Origin of the sequence: Rhodococcus sp. NPDC059968 (assembly GCF_042738615.1) — a bacterium.
Lineage (GTDB): Bacteria > Actinomycetota > Actinomycetes > Mycobacteriales > Mycobacteriaceae > Rhodococcus_F.
Genome location: NZ_JBHWUE010000007.1, coordinates 94,204 through 113,285 on the forward strand (window position 1 = coordinate 94,204; position 19,082 = coordinate 113,285).

Below are 19,082 nucleotides of genomic sequence, written 5' to 3' on the forward strand. Positions count from 1 at the left end.
ACCAATACCCTACTGATTGTTTTCTTCTACTCGCCGTCGGTCGGGACCGAATGCTACTTGGGAGTAACCCCGAGGAGCGGCGCGAGCTGCGTTGCGATGGGATTCAAGTTGAGAGTGTCAGGCATGACCTTCGGCTTGAAATCCCATGGCTGGATCGTGTCCGGATCGGCGAACACGATGCGATCTGCACTTCGCACACCCGTCACGCTTCCCTGAGGAGCGTCGCAGTTGGCCTTCGTGTTGAACGGGAAGTCCTGCTGGGTGTCGTCGAAGTTCGGGTCCTGCCGCTTCATCTCGGCCAGGGTCTCCTGCGTCCCTTCGTAACCGAGTGTGCACGACGGCGGATTGTTGGTTTCCAGGACGATGCCCTGGTGCACCGTGCCGTCGCCGGGAGCCACGGTCGACGCGGACGCCGCGATGGCGGGCAGGAACATCAGGATCGGCCGCAGCGCGATCGCCTGCGGTGCCAGCTTGTCGCCGACCGCGGCGAGGTTCGTCAGGTCGGTGGTGAGACTCGGACCGGTCTCGTTCACCAGCAGACCGATCTCGTCGCTTGCCGGAATTCCCTTGTCGATGATCGCGCGGAGATCGGGGTCGCTGGTCCGCAGCTGCGCCGCAACCGCGTCGAGGTCCGAACTGAACTGGACGATCGCGGAGGACTGATCGGACTGCGTCGCCAGCACCGTCTGGCTGTCCCTGATGAGGGCCAGCGTCTGCGGGAGGACGTCGAGTCCGTCCTTCGTCAGCGTCGACAGAGAGTCCGCGAGTGTCTGCAGATCCTCGCCCTTGCCGTTGAATGCCGTTCCCAGCTGGGTGACGACCGTGCGCAGCGAGTCGACCGGAACCGACCTGACCAGACCGTCGGTGGCCATCAGCACCTGCTCGACCGGAACGGGTGTCGACGTGTCGGCCTCCGTGATCACCGAACCCTGTTCGAGGAACGGCCCCTGGTCGCTGTCGGGCTGAAGGTCCACGTACTGCTCACCGATCGCGGATCGGTTGGCGACGACGGCCTTGGCCGACGCCGGGATGTCCGGCCCACCCGAGGAGATCTTCAACTCGACGTTGATGCCGTCCGCGGTGAGGGACAGATCGCCGACGCGGCCGACGGGAACCCCGCGGTATGTGACCTCGGCGTTGGTGAAGATGCCGCCGGAGTCCTTGAACTGCGCGTTCACGTCGAACTCACCGAACCCGAGCAGGTTGTCGAGGCGGACGTACTTGGCGCCGACGTAGACCAGCCCGAGCATTGCCACGATGGCGAACGCGACGAGCTGGATCCTGACCAGTCGTGACCTCACTGTCCACCCCCGATTCCGAACTGCTCCAGCAGTCCCCCGAGCGGGTTCTGCGGCGACGGCGCTGCGCCGTCCGTCGTGCCGTTCTCTGCGCCACCGTTGCCGGCCGCGGGTGCGGTTCCGGGGAGACCCGGGATCCGCAGGCCCGTCGGGGCGGGAATGATCGGGGGAATCGGCAGTAGCGACACCGTCGGCCATCCCGGCTTCGGTCCGTTGCCGTTGTAGTACGGATTCGACGGATCGACGATCGGCTTGGGCTCACCGAATTTCGGCGGCACGTACACCGGGTCGCCCTGACCGACGCCGAGCGCGCTCAGCGCGTCGCCGATCTGCAGGTCGACCGTGAGGAACAGGTTGACCGATCCGCCGAGCGCGATCTTCTCGACGCCGTCCGGGAACGGGACGGTCGGGATGAACGCGAGCGAATTGGGCAGGTTGTCGCCCGAGTCGGCGAGCGCCTTCAGCGTCGGCCGCAGCGCGAGGAGATCCGCGATCAGATCGTTCTTCGACCGGTTGATCACGTCCGTGCCGACGGTACCGAGCCGGTCCAGTTGCGTGAGCATCTGGGTGAGCTGCGGGCGCTGCTCGTTGAGCACTTCGGCGGCGATCGGGAGCTGGTCGAGGATCAGCCCGATCTTCTCGTTCTGTTCGTCCACTCGCGTGGTCAGGGCGTCGAGTCCGTCCAGTGCGCGGGTGATGTCGTCGCGCTGCTGGTTGAGACCGTCGATGAGCGTGTTCGTCTGCTCGAGAAGTCCCCGGACACGATCCTCACGCCCGTCGAGTGCGGTGGTCAGTTCGTGCACGATCGGCTGCAACTGGCCGACACCGCCGCCGTTGAGCAGCAGCGACAACGCGCCGAGTACCTGCTCGATCTCCGTGGCGTGCCGGGTGCGATCGAGAGAGATCGTGTCGCCGTCCTCGAGCCGTGCGGGATCCTTGTCTTCCGGCGGTTCGGACAGCTGGACGAACTTCTCGCCGAGCAGGTTGGTCTGCTCGATGGCGGCGACCGCGTTGGCAGCGAGGTCGACGGACGAGTCGAGGACGACCTCCACGTCCGCCGTCCAGCCGTCCGGCGCCACCTTGATCGACTCGACCCGGCCCACCGGAACACCGTCGACCTTGACGGCGGACTGCGGGACGAGGTCGAGGACGTCGTCGAACTGGATCGTCAGGTGCATCGGGTGGTCACCGACATCCGGACCGCCCGGCAGCGGAACCCCGTAGATTCCCTCCGACGAGCAGGACGTCACTGCGATGGCGACGGCGCACGCACCGGCGCCGAGGATTACCGACCGCTTCATTCGCCCTCACCACCCGTTGCGCTTTCGAATCGCGGCGACACGACACCCGGCACCGTGCCGGGCGTGACCGTCCGCTGAATGTTGTCGGCACTCATGATCCCGAAGGGAAGCACGAGCGACGGCGTCTTCGCCGATTGCGTGATCTGCGACGTGACGTTGGCGCAGTTGTCGATCAGCGGCTGCATCTGACGCCCGAGTTGCTCGAAGCGCGGATCGCCGGGAACCAGCTTGCCGAGGTCGATCAACTTGCACGCGACGCCGGCCGGATCCTGCAGATCCGGGAACGCCAGGCGCGAGGCCAGGGTGCCGGACTCCGCGTCGTAGGAGTTGGCCAGGTTGCTGATCGCCAGCGGAAGCAGGGTCAGCGAATTGACCAGCGACTCGCGGTTGTCCGCGAGGGTCTGCGTCACCGGAACCAGATCGTCGACGTTCTCGGCAAGGATCTCCCGGTTGTCGGCCACGAATTTCGAGACGTCGCCGAGGGCGATCGCCAGCTGGTTCAGGGCGGCACCGAGGTTCTCCCGCTCCCCCGCAAGAAATCCGGACAGGTCGGAGAGCTGCGAATTGAAATCACGGACCTGCTGATCGTTGGCCGCCAACGCACCCACGAACACCTGGAGGTTCTTCACGGTGTCGAACAGGTCACCGCGGCTCTCGTTGAGCGTGCGGGCGGCGTCGGACAGCTGATTGATGCTCTGCCCCAGCGCCTCCCCGTTGCCGTCGAGGTTGGCCGCGCCGGTCTCCACGAACTGTGACAGCGCGCCTTCCTTGTTCGCCCCGTCAGGGCCGAGAGCGGTGGAAAGCTTCTCGATGCTCGCGTACAGCTCATCCACCTCGACGGGAGTGGCCGTGCGGTCACGCGAGATCACGGCACCGCTCTGCATCTTGTCGCCACCCGTGTAGGCAGGCGCGAGCTGGATGTACCGGTCGGACACCACGGACGGCGTGACCTGTGCGGCCTTCGCGTCGGCGGGAATGTCGACGCCACGATCGACGCGCATGCCGACCTTCACCTGATCGCCCTGCGGCTCGACACCGTCGACGGATCCGACCTTCACACCGAGGATCCGCACGTCGGAACCCTCGTAGATGCCTACCGACTTGTCGAAGTACGCGGTGATCTTCGTGGTGCCCGCGCGGGTGAACACCCACCACAGGGCGCCGGCGATCACCAGCGCGACAATGACGATTCCCACGATGAGGGCGACCCCGCCGCGTCCTCCGCGCTCGGCTCCGTTCTCGACGTCTGCCATCAGTTACCCCCCAACGTGCGGACGGGATCGCGCGGACCGGGAATGTCGGGCAGACCCGGCGGCAGGAGGTTCACCACGACCTGGTCGAACCAGCGACCGTTACCGACCACGTTCGTGTACAGGCGGACGAACGGCTCGTACAGTTTCATCGCCTTGTCCAGGTTCTCGTTATTGGCCTTGAGGATCTCGACGACACCGTCGAGCTGTTCGAGCGCGGGGCCGATGGCGGCCTCGTTGTCGCGCACGAGTCCGGTCAATTGCTGCGACAGCCGCTGAGTTCCGGTGAGCAGCTGGGAAATCGACTGCTGACGGCTGTTGAGCTCACCGAGCAGCAGACCGGCGTCGCTGATCAACCGGTTGAATTCGGAATTGCGGTCGGCGAGGACCTTGGTGGTCTTGCCGGTCGCGTCGAACAATTTCTGCAGTTCCTGATCACGGCTGGCGATGGTCTGCGACAGCCTGCTGACACCGTCCAGAGAGGCGCGGATCTCCGTGGGAGTTCCCTCGAACGCCTGCGACAGCGTCACCATGCTCTGTGCGAGCTGATCGGAGTCGATGTCACCCACCGTCTGTGCGGCGGCCGAGAACGCCTCGATCACGTCGTACGGAGACGTGGTGCGGTCCAACGGGATCACGTCGCTCGGGTTCAACGTGTCCGAGCCGCGGGGGTCGAGGGCCAGGTACTTCTGGCCCAGGATCGTCTTGATCTGGATGGACGCGGACGTCTCGTTGCCGACCCACGCGTCCGACACCTTGAAGGCGACGTCCACATGGTCGCCGTCGAGTTCGACGGACGTGACCTTGCCGACCTTGACGCCGGCGATCCGGACCTCGTTGGAGGGCTTGAGCCCCGCCGCCTCGGTGAATTCGGCGTGATAGGTCGATCCGGCGCCGATGAACGGCAGCGAATCGAGGAAGAAGGCCGACAGGGTGGCCAACAGCACCACGAGAATGCCGAGGGCACCAGCCACTGCCGGGCTGCGACGTCTGCTCATCGTGTCTGCAACTCCTGTAGGCCGTCCTGCGTGCACCGTTTCGCCGAGTTCGTGTACAGCGGCTGGTTGACGGTGGGCAAGCCCGTGGGCAGGTTCAGTTGGGGCGCGGTACCTGGTCCTGCGACGATGTCGACTCCACAGAGGTAGAACTGGAACCAGGATCCGTAACTGGCTGCCCGGCCGAGCTTCTCGAGCTTCACCGGAAGCGTCTGGAGAACGCTGTTGACCGTGTCGGAGTTACGGTTCAACGTCGTCGCCAGCGTGTTCAGCGACGTGATGGATTCCTGGATGGACGGTCGGGTGGGTTCGAGCAGGTCGGCCGTGGCGTCGGTGAGTCCCGCGAGGGACGTCACCGCCGAACCGACGGTTCCCCGCTCGTTCGCCAGGCCCGTGACGAGTTGCTGGGTGTTGACGATCAGCGAATCGAGTTGATCGTCACGCTGATTCACCGTGGCCAGCACATCGTTGAGGTTGTTGATCACCGCACCGATCACCCGGTCCTTGTCGGCGACGGTGTTGGTGAGGCTTGCCGTGTTCTTGACGAGTTCCGTGATGGTCCCCGACTCACCCTGGAACACCTGGATGATCTGGTACGACAACTTGTTCACGTCATCGGCGCTGAGGGTCTGGAACAGCGGACGGAACCCGTCGAACAGCGTGGTGAGGTTGACGGCAGGCTTGGTCCGCTCCATCGGAATGGTGTCGCCGCCGCTCATCTTCATCCCCTGCTGGCCCTCCCCCTGCTCGAGCGCGATGTAGCGCTGCCCCACGAGGTTCCGGAAGCGGATGGTCGCGGTAGTGCTGGCGGGCAGCCAGTCACGTTCCGCCACCGTGAATTGGACCTCTGCCTCGCGGTCGTCGTGGATCGCGATCTTCTCGACCTGACCCACGCGCACACCGGCGATGCGGACCTCGTCGCCCTCGTTGAGCGAGGTGACGTCCGAGAAGATCGCGTTGAACTTGGTGCCACCGCCGCCACCGAGGTTGGCGATGGTGGCGGCCAGCAGACCGGTCGCCAGGATGGTGACCACGGCGAACACGATCAGCTTGACCAATGGTGCGGTCAGGCCCCTCACTTGAAGCTCACCTCAGTCCCCCTCATGGTCGGCGCGCCGACGAGTGTCGTCCAGCTCGGCACGTCCTCCGGCGCCATGCCCCCGGCCTCGCCGTAGACGACGTCCAGGGTGTCCTGCTCCATCTTCGAACCCGCGTAACTTGCCGGCGTGACCTGGGCTCCGTACCCCGGGACCTGATCGGGGACGCCGGCGGGCGCCGGGAAGAAGTCGATGGTCGACGGGCCGGGATTGCGCGAGGGCACCTGGTAGGCACCGTCGTTGTAGGACGACCCGCCCGGGTACTGCGGGAACTTTCCACCCGGTGCGGTGACCTGGTCGTAGCAAGCCGGTCCGCGGTTGTCGAGCAGGCGCGGCTCGTCCTGGTTGGGCACGTAGCGACCCTTCGGATTGACGAACTGCACGCTGGCACGCACACCCGGGTACGGATCGTCCGGTGCCAGCAGTTCACGGGCGACCGGTGCGGCCTTCGCGAAACCCGCGAACGTGCACTCGAAGCTCGGGGAGTAGCGGCCGAGGATCTGCAGTGCCTCACGCGAATCGGCGGCGATACTGACGATCGATTCGGCGTTCGTCTGCAAGAGGTCCGCGGTGGATGACGCGGTTCCGGTCAGCGACGCGAGCAGCGTGGAGATCTCGCCCTGCTTTTCCACCACGGTGTTTCCGGTGGTGCGCAGGTTGTCGAGGGCGTTGACCAGGTCGGGTGCCGCCTCGGAATACGTCTGCGAGAAGTCCGCCAGACCGCGCAGATCCTCCTGGATGGCAGGTAGTTCGGTGTTCAGCCCGCCGAAGATCTCCTCGAGCCGGTCGAGTGTCAGGCCGAGTTCGGCGCCGCGGCCGCTCAGACCCTGGGACAGCGCGCCGAGAGTGTTCGCCAGGTCCTGCGGCGGAATCGCCTGCAGGAGCGGCAGCAGACCGTCCAGAACCTCGCCGACCTCGACGGCGTTGCCGCTCTTGTCCTGACGCAGCGTGTCGCCGGCCTGGATCGGCGGAGCGGTGTCGCCCTCCGGAACGATCAGCGACACATACCGTTCACCGAACAGCGTCTTGGGCAGCAACCGTGCCGTCGCGTTGGACGGAATCAGCGGCGCCTTGTCCGGCTGGATCGCGAGAGCCAGAGTGACCTCGCCCTCCTGGGAGGACGCCGAGCGCACCTCGCCGACGATGAGGCCACGGACCTTCACGTCAGCATTGGGCGGCAGGGCATTTCCGGCGGTATCGGTGAGGAGGTCGATCTTGACGACCTTGGTGAACGTCTTGTTGAACATGCCGATGGTGAAGGCCAGGAACAACGCGAGGACGAGGAAGAACACCAGCCCCAGCACCCGTCGGCCCACAACAGATGTCGTGTTGCTCATCCGGCCACCCTCACTGTGGTCGTCGTGCCCCAGATGGCGAGGCTCAGGAAGAAGTCGAGAACTGCGATGGTGACGATCGCGGTGCGGACCGCCCGACCCACGGCCACACCCACACCGGCAGGACCACCCGAGGCGTGATAGCCGTAGTAGCAATGGATCAGGATCAGCACGAACGCGAAGATCAACACTTTCGCGAACGAATACAGGACGTCCTGCGGTGGCAGGAACAAGTTGAAGTAGTGGTCGTACGACCCGGTCGACTGGCCGTTGAACACGGTACTGATGACGCGGGACGCGAGATAGGCCGCAAGCAGACCGACGATGTACAGCGGGATGACGGCGACGAATCCCGCGATCATGCGGGTGGTGACGAGGAACGGCACACTCGGTACCGCCATCACCTCCAGCGCGTCGATCTCCTCCGAGATCCGCATGGCGCCGAGCTGCGCGGTGAAACCACAACCGACGGTGGCCGAGAGCGCGAGTGCCGCAACGATCGGCGCGATCTCACGGGTGTTGACGTAGGCCGACAGGAAGCCGGTGAGAACCGAGCTGCCCAGCTGTTCGAGCGCGGCGAAACCCTGCAGTCCGACGACGACGCCGGTGAAGCCGGACATCATCGCGATGACGCCGATGGTGCCGCCGATGACGGCGAGCGCGCCGCTGCCGAACGTGACCTCGGCGAGCAGCCGAAGCACTTCCTTGCGGTAGTGCACGAGAGTGTGGGGCGACCAGGCGATTGCCCGGGCGTAGAACGACATCTGCTCACCGGCCCGGTCGAGCACGTTGAGCGGCGCACGACCGACTCGGCGTGCTGCCATCAGCGTCCGGTCACCGCGTCCCTTGGCGATTGTCATCGGGTCACGATCCCTTCGCCGGAACGATCTGGAGGTACACCATGGTCAGGATCAGGTTCGCGAAGAACAACAGCAGGAACGTGATCACCACAGACTGGTTCACCGCGTCACCGACGCCCTTGGGTCCGCCCTTCGGATGGAGGCCCTTGTACGCGGCGATGACACCGGCGATGACACCGAAGACGGCCGCCTTGAGCTCGCCGACCCAGATGTCGGGAAGCTGCGCGAAGGCCGAGAACGATGCCAGGTACGCACCGGGATTACCCCCTTGGAGGATGACGTTGAAGAAGTACCCGCCCGCGATACCGACCACGGACACGAGGCCGTTGAGCAGGATCGCGACGAGGACCATGGCAAGCACCCGAGGCACGACGAGGCGCTGAATCGGGTTGATACCGAGAACCTCCATGGCGTCGATCTCTTCGCGGATCGTCCGCGCACCGAGATCCGCCGTGACGGCCGAGCCCGCAGCCCCGGCCACCAGTAGTGCCGTCACCAGCGGGGAACCCTGCTGAATGACGGCGAGCACGCTGGCCGCTCCCGTGAACGACTCCGCACCGAGCTGCTTGATGAGCGATCCGGTCTGCAGTGACACCACTGCGCCGAACGGAATCGCGACCATTGCCGTCGGCAGGATCGTGACGCTGGCGATGAACCAGGCCTGTTCGATGAACTCACGGAACTGAAAGGGCCGTTTGAACGTGTTTCGTGCGACGTCGACGAAGAGCTCGACGATGTTTCCGGCCTGCGTCAGCGCACCGTTGACCGGCCGCAAGACCGAGCTGCGGGTAACCCCCATCCGATATGCCTACCCTTGCCCGTGAGTGGTGTTTTCGTACCCTTCGCCCCGGTATGCGGGGATGACCTGTGTGTCTTCCTGGCTGTATGCGTAGTCGTAGCCCCCGCCGCCGTTTCCGCCGGAAGTCTCGTCGAGGCTTTCCTGGATGGCGATCTGGGCATTCTCCGGCAGGGTGTGCATGATGTGCCGGACGCGTTCCTGGCGGCGGGCGACGGCCTGCCGGAACGGCATCCCCGGCGTCGCCTTCATCTGCGGGACGATGCCCTCGACGTCGTCGACACCACCGGCGTGGTGACCGGCGTCGACCATCGCCTGCTCCTGCGCCATGGTGGCCTCGTCCTTCTCCTCCGACATCCCGATCGGACCGATCATCGTGCCGTTCAGGAACTGCTTGACGACCGGCTCCTCACTGGTGAGCAGCACCTCCCGCGGACCGAACATCACCAGATGCCGGCGGAACAGCATGCCGATGTTGTCCGGCACCGTCCGCGCGAGGTTGATGTTGTGCGAGACGATCAGGATCGTCGCATCGATCTCGGCGTTGATGTCGATCAACGTCTGCGAGATGTAGGTGGTACGCACCGGATCCAGACCCGAGTCCGGTTCGTCGACGAGGATGATCTGCGGGTCCAGCACCAGGGCCCGGGCCAGGCCCGCACGCTTGCGCATACCACCGGAGATCTCGCCCGGCAGCTTGTCCTCGGCCCCGAGCAGGCCGACGAGTTCCATCTTCTCCATCACGATCTTGCGGACTTCGGACTCGGACTTCTTGGTGTGCTCGCGCAGCGGGAACGCCACGTTGTCGAACAGGTTCATCGAGCCGAACAGGGCACCGTCCTGGAACAGCACTCCGAACAGCTTGCGGATCTCGTAGAGCTCCTTGCTGGAGCACTCGAGAATGTTGGTGCCGTCGATCACGATCGAGCCCTGCTCCGGGCGGAGCAGACCGATCAGCGACTTCAGGAACACCGACTTACCCGTACCCGACGGCCCGAGCAACGCACTGACCTCACCGGCGGGGAGGGTCAACGTGACGTCCTGCCAGATCCTCTGCGAGCCGAACGACTTGGTCAGTCCCTCGACGGATACCTCGACTCCCACCATTACCTCCGCGACCGTTCGATGCACTCACCCCGTGTGGGTTGCGTCACTGTATCGCATCGACGTGTTACCTGTGACAAGGGATGCTACTCATGAGTAAGGAAGCATGCCAACAGCGGGTCCCACTATGCAAAACAATGCGTCTGAACTGGGATAACGGTAGCGAAATTTCTGGTCGCGCGTCCAGCTTTCGGCCAGGAATCTCGACACTCCGAAGCCGTCTGCGGACGCGAAAAGAGGGCCACTCCCCACGGATGGGGAGTGGCCCTCTTCGTCTGCTCGGCGAGCAGCGCGGGAGAGACCGTCTTACTTGACGGTGATCTTCGCGCCGGCAGCCTCGAGCTTCTCCTTGGCGGCGTCGGCCGCGTCCTTGGCAACCTTCTCCAGGATGGCCTTCGGAGCGCCCTCGACGAGGTCCTTGGCTTCCTTCAGGCCGAGGCCGGAAACGACCTCACGGACGACCTTGATGACCTGGATCTTCTTGTCGCCGGCCGACTCGAGAACGACGTCGAACTCGTCCTGCTCCTCAGCAGCCTCAGCGGCAGCCGGTGCTCCGCCTGCAGCGGCAACGGCAACCGGAGCAGCGGCGGTGACCTCGAAGGTCTCCTCGAATGCCTTCACGAACTCCGAGAGCTCGAGGAGGGTGAGCTCCTTGAACTGGTCCAACAACTCTTCGGTGCTGAGCTTCGCCATTGTGGCGGTCCTTCCTGTAAGTCCCATGTCGCTGATCCGCGACCGGGCGGGGTTATAGCAGTGATGCGCGGGTGCGGATCAGCTTTCGGCTGCAGCCTCGGCGGGAGCTTCGGCAGCTCCGCCTTCTGCGGCCTTCTTTTCCTGCAGAGCAGCAGCCAGTCGGGCCACCTGCGAAGCAGGAGCGTTGAACAGGCCTGCGGCCTTTGCCAAGTTGCCCTTCATCGCGCCGGCAAGCTTGGCCAACAGGATCTCGCGGGACTCGAGGTCCGCGATCTTGTTGACCTCGTCCACGGACAGCGCAGCGCCGTCCATGTAGCCGCCCTTGATGATGAGCGCCTTGTTGTCCTTCGCGAAGTTCTTCAGAGCCTTCGCAGCATCGACGGGCTCGCCCTTGATGAATGCAATGGCGGTCGGACCGACGAAAAGGTCATCAAGGCCCTCAACGCCCGCCTCAGCAGCGGCACGCTTGACCAGGGTGTTCTTGGCGACGGAGTAGGTGGCACCTTCTCCGAGAGCGCGTCGCAGTGTCGTGATGTTGCCCACCGTCAGACCACGGTATTCCGTGATCACAGCAGCGGTCGAACCCTTGAACTGCTCGGTGATCTCCGCAACCGCGGAAACCTTCTCAGGCTTTGCCATACTTCGCCTCCTCTCATGACAGTCGTTATCCCACTTCGGAACCGCTGCGCACCGCCGGGTATCCCGGAGCACACAATCCACGACATGCAAAACGCCCCGGTGCAGGGCACACGGGGCGTGAAAGGAAACGATACGGTCGGGGCGCGAGCCCACAGCCGAAACGCATCCCCCTACCTCGTCCTCCTGCGTGGGCCGCCGGACATTCCCGGACTTTCAATCGCGCCCTCACGGAAGCGATCACCAACGGTCTTGGGTAGAACATGATTTGGGGTGAAGCTCAAATACTGCATTGAACTCCGCACGACAGATTACGGCATGGCCTGCACAACCGCCAAATCGCGGCCGGACTCCACCTCGATGACGTGACCGGCGTCACTACACGCACGGCAGTGTGGTTCATCAGACTGAAGCTGCGCCAATTATCTGTTACGTGACGTTACATATATGAGCTAGCTTTTCCTCATGACAATCCTCGAAGCCCGAGCCGTCGTGGCCGGGTCCCGGACGCGCCGCTTCCTCGCGCTCGCCGTGATCTGCCTGGCCGAACTGCTGGTCGTGCTCGACAACACCATCGTCAACGTCGCTCTCCCGTCGATCGGTGTCGAACTCCGCACCAGTGTCAGCGGCCTGCAGTGGGTCGTCGACGCCTACACACTGACGTTCGCAGGCCTGCTCCTGGCGTTCGGCAACCTCGGCGACCGCTACGGCCGTCGACGCGTCATGGTCATCGGCCTGATCGGCGTCGCCGTCATGTCGATCGCCGGCGCCAACGCCGAAAGTCTGGGGCAGGTCATCGCGGCCCGCGCGGCGATGGGTGTCTTCGCGGCCGCCGTCTTCCCCGCGACCCTCGCCCTCGTCATCAACATATTCACCGACGTGCGGGAACGGGCGCTGGCCATCGCCGCCTGGACTGCAATGGCCGGATTCGCAATCGCCATCGGGCCGATGGCCGGCGGGTGGCTGCTCGAGCACTTCAGCTGGCACTCCGTTTTCTGGATCAACGTACCGATCGCGGTGGTCGCGGCAGCAGCGACGCTGCTCCTGGTGCCGGAATCGCGTGCCTCCGTCATCGGACGCATGGACCTCGTCGGAATCGCCGCCTCGATCACGGGAATCACCGTCCTCGTGTGGGCCATCATCGAAGCCCCCCACCACGGGTGGACGTCGTCGGTCACCGTCGGTGCCGCCGCCCTCTCGATCGCAGTCGTGATCGGATTCGTCTACTGGGAGCTGCGCACCGAACATCCGATCCTCGACCTGCGGCTGTTCCGCAACCGCAGGTTTTCCCTGCCCGCGCTCGCGATCGCCATCGGGTACTTCTCGATGTTCGGCTTCCTGTTCCTCATCACGCAGTACTTCCAGGGTGTCCGGGAGTACACGCCGTTCGAGTTCGGTGTCGCATCGCTGCCGTTCGCGGTGTCGGTAGCCGTCGGCGCCCCCTTCGCCACGCTTCTGGCTCAGCGAATCGGGACGACCCCGGTCATCGTGTTCGGCCTCCTCCTCACCGGCGTCGGCCTGTACCTCGGCGGTCAGGTGGCCGTCGACAGCAGCTATCTGACGGACGTCCTCCCGTCGATGGTGTCGATGGCGCTCGGCTTGGCCATCGTGCAGGGGCCCGCGACAGAGTCGATCATGGCGTCGCTGCCCCTCGACGAGGCCGGAGCAGGCTCGGCCGTGAACGACACGACCAGGGAAATCGGAGGAACGCTCGGTGTCGCCGTGCTCGGATCGATCGTCGCGTCGTACTACGCGACGACGATGAGTCCGCTGCTCGACCGGATTCCGGCCGCGTTGATGAACGACGACGAGAAGGGCTTCGCACGCGCGACGGTCCTGAGTGTGCTCGAGATCCGCAAGCGGGAGATCCCGCCGTTCCTCGAACAGCAGCGTGAGAATCTCATCCTCACGATGAAGACGACGGTCCTGCAGGGGTCGCACACTGCGTCGCTCGTCGCGGCGGGCGCCGTGGTGGTCTGCGCGGTCGTCGTCGCGATCTTCATGCCCTGGGCGCCGGCACGCACGGATTCCGTGATGCTGGCGTGGCGGAAGAAGACCGAACCGGGAACCGTCGACGAAGACTGAACCCGGAAAAGCAGTTCGGCCGGTACGGAAGATTTCCGTACCGGCCGAACTGTGTGAAGCGTGACTTACGCGTCGGCATCCTCGAGAAGGTTGCGGGTGCGGTTCGGGTCCACCGGGATGCCCGGGCCGGTGGTGGTCGAAACGGTGACCTTCTTGACGTAGCGGCCCTTCGCGGAGGACGGCTTCGCACGCAGGATCTCGTCCAGCGCGGCGCCGTAGTTCTCCACCAGCTTGGCGTCGTCGAACGATGCCTTGCCGATCACGAAGTGCAGGTTGGCCTGCTTGTCGACGCGGAAGTTGATCTTTCCGCCCTTGATGTCCGCGACAGCCTTCGTGACGTCAGCCGTCACGGTGCCGGTCTTCGGGTTCGGCATCAGGCCACGCGGTCCGAGGACGCGGGCGATGCGGCCGACCTTGGCCATCTGATCGGGAGTCGCGATGGCGGCGTCGAAATCGAGCCATCCACCCTGAATCCGCTCGATGAGGTCCTCGGCGCCGACGGCGTCGGCTCCAGCTGCCTCGGCCTCGGCGGCCTTCTCTCCGACTGCGAACACGATGACGCGGGCGGTCTTACCGGTGCCGTGCGGCAGGTTGACCGTGCCGCGGACCATCTGGTCCGCCTTGCGGGGGTCGACGCCCAGACGGACGGCAACCTCGACGGTCGCGTCCATCTTGCTCGACGACGTCTCCTTCGCCAGCTTCGCAGCCTGCAGCGGGCTGTACAGCTTGTCGAAGTCGATCTTCTCAGCGGCGGCGAGATACGCCTTGCTGCGCTTTGCCATTTCTTCTGTCCTAACTTCTCACCGCAGTGTGTGTCTTGTCTGCGGTGGTGAATGGTTCAGTAGTGGTCTGGGCCTGGCCGGCCCTCCCACGCTTTCTTCGACGGCGGTGCCGTCAGTCGATCGGCGACGGTGATTCCGTCGATCGATCAGGGCCGACTCAGCCGTTGACCGTGATACCCATCGAGCGTGCGGTGCCGGCGATGATCTTCGCGGCCTGCTCGATGTCGTTCGCGTTGAGGTCTTCCTGCTTGGTCTTCGCGATTTCGCGCACCTGATCCATGGTCACGGAAGCAACCTTGGTCTTGTGCGGCTCGCCGGAGCCCTTCTGCACGCCTGCAGCCTTGAGCAGCAGCTTGGCAGCCGGAGGGGTCTTCAGCTTGAAATCGAAGGTCCGGTCTTCGTAGACCGAGATCTCGACCGGCACCACGTTGCCGCGCTGGGACTCAGTCGCCGCGTTGTAGGCCTTGCAGAACTCCATGATGTTCACGCCGTGCTGACCAAGCGCGGGACCCACGGGCGGTGCAGGGTTAGCCTGACCGGCCTGGATCTGAAGCTTGATGAGCCCTGCGAGCTTCTTCTTCTTGGGGGGCATCTCGTTTTCCTAATTCTTGCTGGGTGTGTTTCTTGCTACTGCAGTGCAAGTATGTGCCGCTAGATCTTCGCGACCTGCGTGAAGGACAACTCGACCGGGGTCTCACGACCGAAGATCGAGACCAGGACCTTGAGCTTCTGCTGCTCGGCGTTGACCTCACTGATGCTGGCGGGCAGCGTGGCGAACGGGCCGTCCATGACGGTGACCGACTCGCCGACCTCGAAGTCGACCTCGATGAGAGGCTTCGCGAAGCTCTCTCCGCCGGTCTCCCCCGCCGCAACGGTCGCCGCGGCAGCCTGCTTCTTCTGCTCCTGCTGCGGGAGCAGGAACTTGGTCACCTCGTTGAGGGTCAGCGGGGACGGACGTGACGTCGCACCGACGAACCCGGTGACGCCGGGCGTGTTGCGCACAGCTCCCCAGGACTCGTCGTTGAGATCCATGCGGACCAGAATGTAGCCGGGCAGAACCTTGCGGTTGACCTGCTTGCGCTGTCCGTTCTTGATCTCGGTGACCTCTTCGGTGGGAACTTCCACCTGGAAGATGTAGTCGCCGACGTCGAGGTTCTGGACGCGGGTCTCGAGGTTGGCCTTGACCTTGTTCTCGTAGCCCGCGTACGAGTGAATGACGTACCAGTCACCGGGTGCGCGACGCAGAGCAGCCTTGAGTTCCGCAACGGGATCCTCGGGCTCTTCGGCAGCCACAGCCTCGTCGGCGGTCTCGGCCTCGTCGGCGGTCTCGGCCTCGTCGGCGGTCTCGGCCTCGTCGGCGGTCTCGGCCTCGTCGGCGGTCTCGGCCTCGTCGGCGGTCTCGGCCTCGACTATCTCGTCGGCCTGGGAGTCCTCGGCAACGTCGTCACCGACGGTTTCCGCGGCTTCGGTGCCCTCGTCGGCAGCCTCGACATCCACTTCGGCTGCCGCCTCGGCAGAAACACGCTCTTCGGCCAAAGCCTCATTCGTGTCGTTCTCGGGGGTGCTCACTGGGGCACTCGCTTCCTCTCGTCACTCACATACTTCGGATCCACCGGGGCGGATTCCGTCAACCGAACAACCAGGTGACGCCTTTGATGACCGCCAGATCCAACACGCCGATGAACGTCACCATGAACACCACGAATACCAGGACGACGCTGGTGTAGGTGATCATCTGCTTGCGATTGGGCCAGATGACCTTGCGCAGCTCGGCGATGACCTCGCGGAGGAACCGGCGCAGGCGCTTGAAGATGTTTTCCTTGCGCGGTTTGTCGGCGCGATCCTTCTTCGCCGGCTTGACCTTGGTGGTCGTGTCCGACTTCGACAGTTCCGGTGACTTCACGGAACTCGCGGCGACCTCGGCACCTGCCGGCGAACGACGGCCCTGGCGCTTACCGCTGGGCTTGCCCGAGGGAGTGGCGGAACGCGTGGTGGCGTCGGCCGCGGTGTCGTCGGCACCGTCCGGGCGCGTCGACCCTGAAGTGTCGCCGTCGCGCTTGGCGCGCTCCTCGCTCACGTCGTTCCTCTCAGTCGCTGGCATCCGGGGGCAGGGGCGACAGGACTTGAACCTGCAACCTGCGGTTTTGGAGACCGCTGCTCTGCCAGTTGAGCTACGCCCCTTTGGTCGGGAGACCTGGTCCGAAACTAGCCTTGGACCAATTCTTGACCGACCTCTCTGTGATTACATGACACGCGCGCCACCCTTGCCGGCCGTACAGCACCGTAGGGCAGCGCGCAGCGCTGAGTAATCCCAGAAATCTCAGTGTACTTCAAAGCCCCGGAACAAACCCAATCCACCCGGCTGTCAGGCCAGACGGACCGTTGCGGTGGCGCGGCCGAAGATCTTCTTTCCCTCGGAACGCGCCACGATCGCGACTACTGCTGTCTTGCTTTCCTCGTCGAGCGACTTCACCTTACCGGTGTACTCGACCTGCGCGGCCTCGTCCTCACGGACGTAGACCGAGCTCGTGAAACGAACGTTGTATTCCTTGACCGCACCCGGATCGCCGAGCCACGACGTGACGAAGCCGCCGCCGAGACCCATGGTGAGCATTCCGTGCGCGATCACATTGTCCAGACCGGCGAGCTTGACGACCCCGTCGCTCCAGTGGATCGGGTTGGGATCGCCGGACACGCCCGCGTAGTTGACCAGGTCGCCACGCGTGAGCTTCACGATGCGCTCGGGGAGTTCTTCCCCCACCGAGACGTCCTCGAACTTACGAAGCGCCATGCATGATCACGTCCTTGACTGCGTGAGCGATGTTCTCGTCGACCTCGCCACCGGTGCGCGCGACGAGCGTCGTCCATGTGGTCTGAACGAGCTCGTCGTACTGGTCGGTGACGATGTTCTTGGTGACGATGATGTCGCTGCCGCCCATCTGACGGAACGACTCCAGGTACACGTCACAGACCAGACGGTCGCCGACCTTGATCGGCTTGTGGAACTCGAGCCGCTGGTCGGTCTGGAGAATCTGACTCGGATCGTAGCCAGTGACGATCTCCTTGAAGAGACGTCCCTGGGCGATGATGCCGACGAGCGAGATGAACGTCAGAGGAGCGAGGAGTCCGTCGTAGCCGAGGCCTTTCGCAGCTTCCTCGTCGTGGTGAGCGGGATGCCAGTCCTGCACGGCACGCGCGTACTCGCGCACCTTCTCGCGTCCGACCTCGTAGAAGTCGTCGACGCGGTAGTGGTGCCCGACCATCGCCAGTGCGTGCGCGGCAGGATCAGCAGGAACAGTCTCGGGCACGTATGCCTCTGTCTCCGTCACAGTGTCAGTCACGCGAAAGAACCTCTTCTACCCTTGACGTCAGCGCGTGAGGGCAGCCTAGAGGACTCCCTTCGCGAGCGCAGTCCTAGTTCCGGACCGTGTTACTTGGACTCGCGATGCGACTGGTGAGTTCCGCAGTTCGGGCAGAACTTCTTGATCTCCAGGCGATCGGGGTCGTTGCGCCGATTCTTCTTGGTGATGTAGTTGCGGTGCTTGCATACCTCGCAGGCCAAAGTGATCTTGGGCCGAACGTCAGTCGAGGAGGCCACGGGATGCCTTCTTTCGGGTGAATCTGATTACGAGCAATCAGGGTGGATCATGCATATTGTGTAGCGGTGACCGGACTTGAACCGGCGACGCAACGATTATGAGTCGTTTGCTCTACCAACTGAGCTACACCGCCTCGGTGTCGAGTGTCGCGCACTCGGCGCTCCACTTCAATCCAGCGAGCCCCCTAACGGAATCGAACCGTTGACCTTTTCCTTACCATGGAAACGCTCTGCCGACTGAGCTAAGGGGGCGTGCTTCGCTCGCACATCGCTGCGCGCTGAAGCCTTGACGAGATTACACAGAGTTCGCGTCCAGAACCAAATTGCCTGGTCACCGGCTTTCGCATGTCGCTGCAACCGACAGTTCGGGTGGGCAGCCCACGAAGGTCGGGGCGCCGGCCAGGCACCCGGTCTCGTCCCCGAACGACAGAACCCCGGTGAGCTGTCGCTCACCGGGGTTCTGTGTGTGGCAGATGTAGGATTCGAACCTACGTAGGCATAAGCCGACGGATTTACAGTCCGCTCCCATTGGCCGCTCGGGCAATCTGCCGGGTTGCACGAGGAGCGCGAAATCTGTGCGAAATCGCTCTCCGCTGCGGAAAGAAGAATACAACGAACGGCCCCCCGTTTTGCAAACCGGGTGGATACGGGCGGTTGCGAACCGATAGCGTCGAATCTGCTCGCCGGCATTCGGCGGGCGCCCGGCCGGGTCGCGGCGGGGAGAACTAGACGAAACCGGGAGTGTGAAGTGGCTGATTCGTCCTTCGATGTGGTGAGCAAGGTGGAGCGTCAAGAGGTGGACAACGCCCTGCATCAGGCCGGCAAGGAGCTGTCGACCCGGTTCGACTTCCGGAACACGGGAGCATCGATCGAATGGTCCGGCGAGGAAACCATCACCCTGACGGCCGACACCGAGGAGCGACTGCTCGCCGCCCTGGACGTCTTCAAGGAGAAACTGATCCGGCGTGACATCTCCCTGAAGGCGTTCGACGCAGGCGAGCCGGCGCAGTCCGGAAAGATCTACAAGCTGTCGGGCAGCCTCGTCCAGGGCATCACCACGGAGAACGCCAAGAAGATCACCAAGAAGATCCGCGACGAGGGCCCCAAGGGCGTCAAGGCGCAGATCCAGGGTGAGGAACTGCGGGTGAGCAGCAAGAAGCGTGACGACCTGCAGGCCGTCATCTCCCTGCTGAAGGGCGAGGACTTCGGGATCGCGCTGCAGTTCGTGAACTACCGGTAGGCGCTCCGCACCC

General features: G+C 64.2%; 20 protein-coding genes and 4 tRNA genes. 2 read left to right on the forward strand and 22 right to left on the reverse strand.

Annotated elements, in window-relative coordinates:
* Positions 1 to 53 precede the first annotated feature (53 nt).
* The 11 genes from ACFWAY_RS09535 to rplJ form a co-directional block, all read right to left on the reverse strand.
* Complete coding sequence (locus ACFWAY_RS09535; protein WP_378452354.1) at positions 54 to 1,301, reverse strand: MCE family protein; 1,248 nt, start codon at positions 1,299 to 1,301, stop codon at positions 54 to 56.
* Positions 1,298 to 2,599, reverse strand: coding sequence for an MCE family protein (locus ACFWAY_RS09540; RefSeq protein WP_378452355.1), 1,302 nt, complete (start codon positions 2,597 to 2,599; stop codon positions 1,298 to 1,300). The genes ACFWAY_RS09535 and ACFWAY_RS09540 overlap by 4 nt, the downstream gene beginning before the upstream one ends.
* Positions 2,596 to 3,852, reverse strand: coding sequence for an MCE family protein (locus ACFWAY_RS09545; RefSeq protein ID WP_378510529.1), 1,257 nt, complete (start codon positions 3,850 to 3,852; stop codon positions 2,596 to 2,598). The genes ACFWAY_RS09540 and ACFWAY_RS09545 overlap by 4 nt, the downstream gene beginning before the upstream one ends.
* On the reverse strand, positions 3,852 to 4,847 hold the full coding sequence (locus ACFWAY_RS09550; protein ID WP_378452357.1) for an MCE family protein: 996 nt from the start codon (positions 4,845 to 4,847) through the stop codon (positions 3,852 to 3,854). Before ACFWAY_RS09550 ends, ACFWAY_RS09545 begins: the two co-directional genes overlap by 1 nt.
* Complete coding sequence (locus ACFWAY_RS09555) at positions 4,844 to 5,923, reverse strand: MCE family protein (RefSeq protein ID WP_378452358.1); 1,080 nt, start codon at positions 5,921 to 5,923, stop codon at positions 4,844 to 4,846. Before ACFWAY_RS09555 ends, ACFWAY_RS09550 begins: the two co-directional genes overlap by 4 nt.
* Positions 5,920 to 7,278, reverse strand: coding sequence for an MCE family protein (locus tag ACFWAY_RS09560; protein WP_378452359.1), 1,359 nt, complete (start codon positions 7,276 to 7,278; stop codon positions 5,920 to 5,922). The genes ACFWAY_RS09555 and ACFWAY_RS09560 overlap by 4 nt, the downstream gene beginning before the upstream one ends.
* Positions 7,275 to 8,135, reverse strand: coding sequence for an ABC transporter permease (locus ACFWAY_RS09565; RefSeq protein ID WP_005258256.1), 861 nt, complete (start codon positions 8,133 to 8,135; stop codon positions 7,275 to 7,277). Before ACFWAY_RS09565 ends, ACFWAY_RS09560 begins: the two co-directional genes overlap by 4 nt.
* Before the next feature lie 4 nt (positions 8,136 to 8,139).
* Positions 8,140 to 8,934 (reverse strand): ABC transporter permease, encoded by a 795-nt coding sequence (locus ACFWAY_RS09570; protein WP_005252107.1) that lies wholly within the window; start codon positions 8,932 to 8,934, stop codon positions 8,140 to 8,142.
* 9 nt (positions 8,935 to 8,943) lie between these two features.
* A complete protein-coding gene (locus tag ACFWAY_RS09575; RefSeq protein WP_005571709.1) occupies positions 8,944 to 10,038 on the reverse strand; it encodes an ABC transporter ATP-binding protein in 1,095 nt (364 codons plus the stop codon).
* A 303-nt stretch (positions 10,039 to 10,341) separates the two neighbouring features.
* A complete protein-coding gene (gene rplL / locus ACFWAY_RS09580; protein WP_005252104.1) occupies positions 10,342 to 10,728 on the reverse strand; it encodes a 50S ribosomal protein L7/L12 in 387 nt (128 codons plus the stop codon).
* Positions 10,729 to 10,806: 78 nt separating this feature from the next.
* Positions 10,807 to 11,367, reverse strand: a complete 561-nt coding sequence (gene rplJ / locus ACFWAY_RS09585) for a 50S ribosomal protein L10 (protein ID WP_005252102.1) — start codon at positions 11,365 to 11,367, stop codon at positions 10,807 to 10,809.
* Between the two features lie 462 nt (positions 11,368 to 11,829).
* Between rplJ and ACFWAY_RS09590 the strand changes: the two genes are divergently transcribed.
* The gene (locus ACFWAY_RS09590) at positions 11,830 to 13,449 is read left to right on the forward strand and encodes an MFS transporter (protein ID WP_378452360.1); all 1,620 of its coding nucleotides are present in this window, start codon (positions 11,830 to 11,832) and stop codon (positions 13,447 to 13,449) included.
* A 65-nt stretch (positions 13,450 to 13,514) separates the two neighbouring features.
* On the opposite strand, the gene rplA is transcribed toward ACFWAY_RS09590, so the two are convergent.
* The 11 genes from rplA to ACFWAY_RS09645 all read right to left on the reverse strand — a co-directional run bounded on the left by rplA (position 13,515) and on the right by ACFWAY_RS09645 (position 18,379).
* Positions 13,515 to 14,231: a 50S ribosomal protein L1 gene (rplA, locus tag ACFWAY_RS09595; protein ID WP_005252097.1), complete on the reverse strand. Its 717-nt coding sequence runs from the start codon at positions 14,229 to 14,231 to the stop codon at positions 13,515 to 13,517.
* Positions 14,232 to 14,388: 157 nt separating this feature from the next.
* The gene (rplK, locus tag ACFWAY_RS09600; protein ID WP_378452361.1) at positions 14,389 to 14,823 is read right to left on the reverse strand and encodes a 50S ribosomal protein L11; all 435 of its coding nucleotides are present in this window, start codon (positions 14,821 to 14,823) and stop codon (positions 14,389 to 14,391) included.
* Positions 14,824 to 14,882: 59 nt separating this feature from the next.
* Positions 14,883 to 15,800, reverse strand: coding sequence for a transcription termination/antitermination protein NusG (gene nusG, locus ACFWAY_RS09605; protein ID WP_378510530.1), 918 nt, complete (start codon positions 15,798 to 15,800; stop codon positions 14,883 to 14,885).
* 58 nt (positions 15,801 to 15,858) lie between these two features.
* Positions 15,859 to 16,308: a preprotein translocase subunit SecE gene (gene secE / locus ACFWAY_RS09610; protein ID WP_378510531.1), complete on the reverse strand. Its 450-nt coding sequence runs from the start codon at positions 16,306 to 16,308 to the stop codon at positions 15,859 to 15,861.
* Positions 16,309 to 16,339: 31 nt separating this feature from the next.
* A tRNA-Trp gene (locus tag ACFWAY_RS09615) sits at positions 16,340 to 16,412 on the reverse strand.
* Between the two features lie 184 nt (positions 16,413 to 16,596).
* Positions 16,597 to 17,022, reverse strand: a complete 426-nt coding sequence (hadB, locus tag ACFWAY_RS09620) for a (3R)-hydroxyacyl-ACP dehydratase subunit HadB (RefSeq protein WP_378452364.1) — start codon at positions 17,020 to 17,022, stop codon at positions 16,597 to 16,599.
* Positions 17,009 to 17,572, reverse strand: coding sequence for a (3R)-hydroxyacyl-ACP dehydratase subunit HadA (hadA, locus tag ACFWAY_RS09625; protein WP_378510532.1), 564 nt, complete (start codon positions 17,570 to 17,572; stop codon positions 17,009 to 17,011). The genes hadB and hadA overlap by 14 nt, the downstream gene beginning before the upstream one ends.
* A gap of 89 nt (positions 17,573 to 17,661) precedes the next feature.
* Complete coding sequence (gene rpmG / locus ACFWAY_RS09630; RefSeq protein WP_005252089.1) at positions 17,662 to 17,829, reverse strand: 50S ribosomal protein L33; 168 nt, start codon at positions 17,827 to 17,829, stop codon at positions 17,662 to 17,664.
* 61 nt (positions 17,830 to 17,890) lie between these two features.
* A tRNA-Met gene (locus ACFWAY_RS09635) sits at positions 17,891 to 17,963 on the reverse strand.
* Positions 17,964 to 18,008: 45 nt separating this feature from the next.
* Positions 18,009 to 18,081, reverse strand: a tRNA-Thr gene (locus tag ACFWAY_RS09640).
* A 215-nt stretch (positions 18,082 to 18,296) separates the two neighbouring features.
* Positions 18,297 to 18,379, reverse strand: a tRNA-Tyr gene (locus tag ACFWAY_RS09645).
* Between the two features lie 198 nt (positions 18,380 to 18,577).
* Here ACFWAY_RS09645 and ACFWAY_RS09650 point away from each other — a divergent pair.
* On the forward strand, positions 18,578 to 19,069 hold the full coding sequence (locus tag ACFWAY_RS09650) for a YajQ family cyclic di-GMP-binding protein (protein ID WP_005252088.1): 492 nt from the start codon (positions 18,578 to 18,580) through the stop codon (positions 19,067 to 19,069).
* Positions 19,070 to 19,082 lie beyond the last annotated feature (13 nt).

Bases quoted from the DNA above. Each gene is read 5' to 3' on its own strand.
- ACFWAY_RS09570 (WP_005252107.1), bottom strand. From the start codon at position 8,934: ATGGGGGTTACCCGCAGCTCGGTCTTGCGGCCGGTCAACGGTGCGCTG.
- ACFWAY_RS09540 (WP_378452355.1), bottom strand. From the start codon at position 2,599: ATGAAGCGGTCGGTAATCCTCGGCGCCGGTGCGTGCGCCGTCGCCATC.
- hadB (WP_378452364.1), bottom strand. From the start codon at position 17,022: ATGGCGCTTCGTAAGTTCGAGGACGTCTCGGTGGGGGAAGAACTCCCC.
- rplK (WP_378452361.1), bottom strand. From the start codon at position 14,823: ATGCCCCCCAAGAAGAAGAAGCTCGCAGGGCTCATCAAGCTTCAGATC.
- ACFWAY_RS09550 (WP_378452357.1), bottom strand. From the start codon at position 4,847: ATGAGCAGACGTCGCAGCCCGGCAGTGGCTGGTGCCCTCGGCATTCTC.
- rplJ (WP_005252102.1), bottom strand. From the start codon at position 11,367: ATGGCAAAGCCTGAGAAGGTTTCCGCGGTTGCGGAGATCACCGAGCAG.
- ACFWAY_RS09545 (WP_378510529.1), bottom strand. From the start codon at position 3,852: ATGGCAGACGTCGAGAACGGAGCCGAGCGCGGAGGACGCGGCGGGGTC.
- ACFWAY_RS09590 (WP_378452360.1), top strand. From the start codon at position 11,830: ATGACAATCCTCGAAGCCCGAGCCGTCGTGGCCGGGTCCCGGACGCGC.
- rplA (WP_005252097.1), bottom strand. From the start codon at position 14,231: ATGGCAAAGCGCAGCAAGGCGTATCTCGCCGCCGCTGAGAAGATCGAC.
- ACFWAY_RS09565 (WP_005258256.1), bottom strand. From the start codon at position 8,135: ATGACAATCGCCAAGGGACGCGGTGACCGGACGCTGATGGCAGCACGC.
- rplL (WP_005252104.1), bottom strand. From the start codon at position 10,728: ATGGCGAAGCTCAGCACCGAAGAGTTGTTGGACCAGTTCAAGGAGCTC.
- ACFWAY_RS09575 (WP_005571709.1), bottom strand. From the start codon at position 10,038: ATGGTGGGAGTCGAGGTATCCGTCGAGGGACTGACCAAGTCGTTCGGC.
- ACFWAY_RS09560 (WP_378452359.1), bottom strand. From the start codon at position 7,278: ATGAGCAACACGACATCTGTTGTGGGCCGACGGGTGCTGGGGCTGGTG.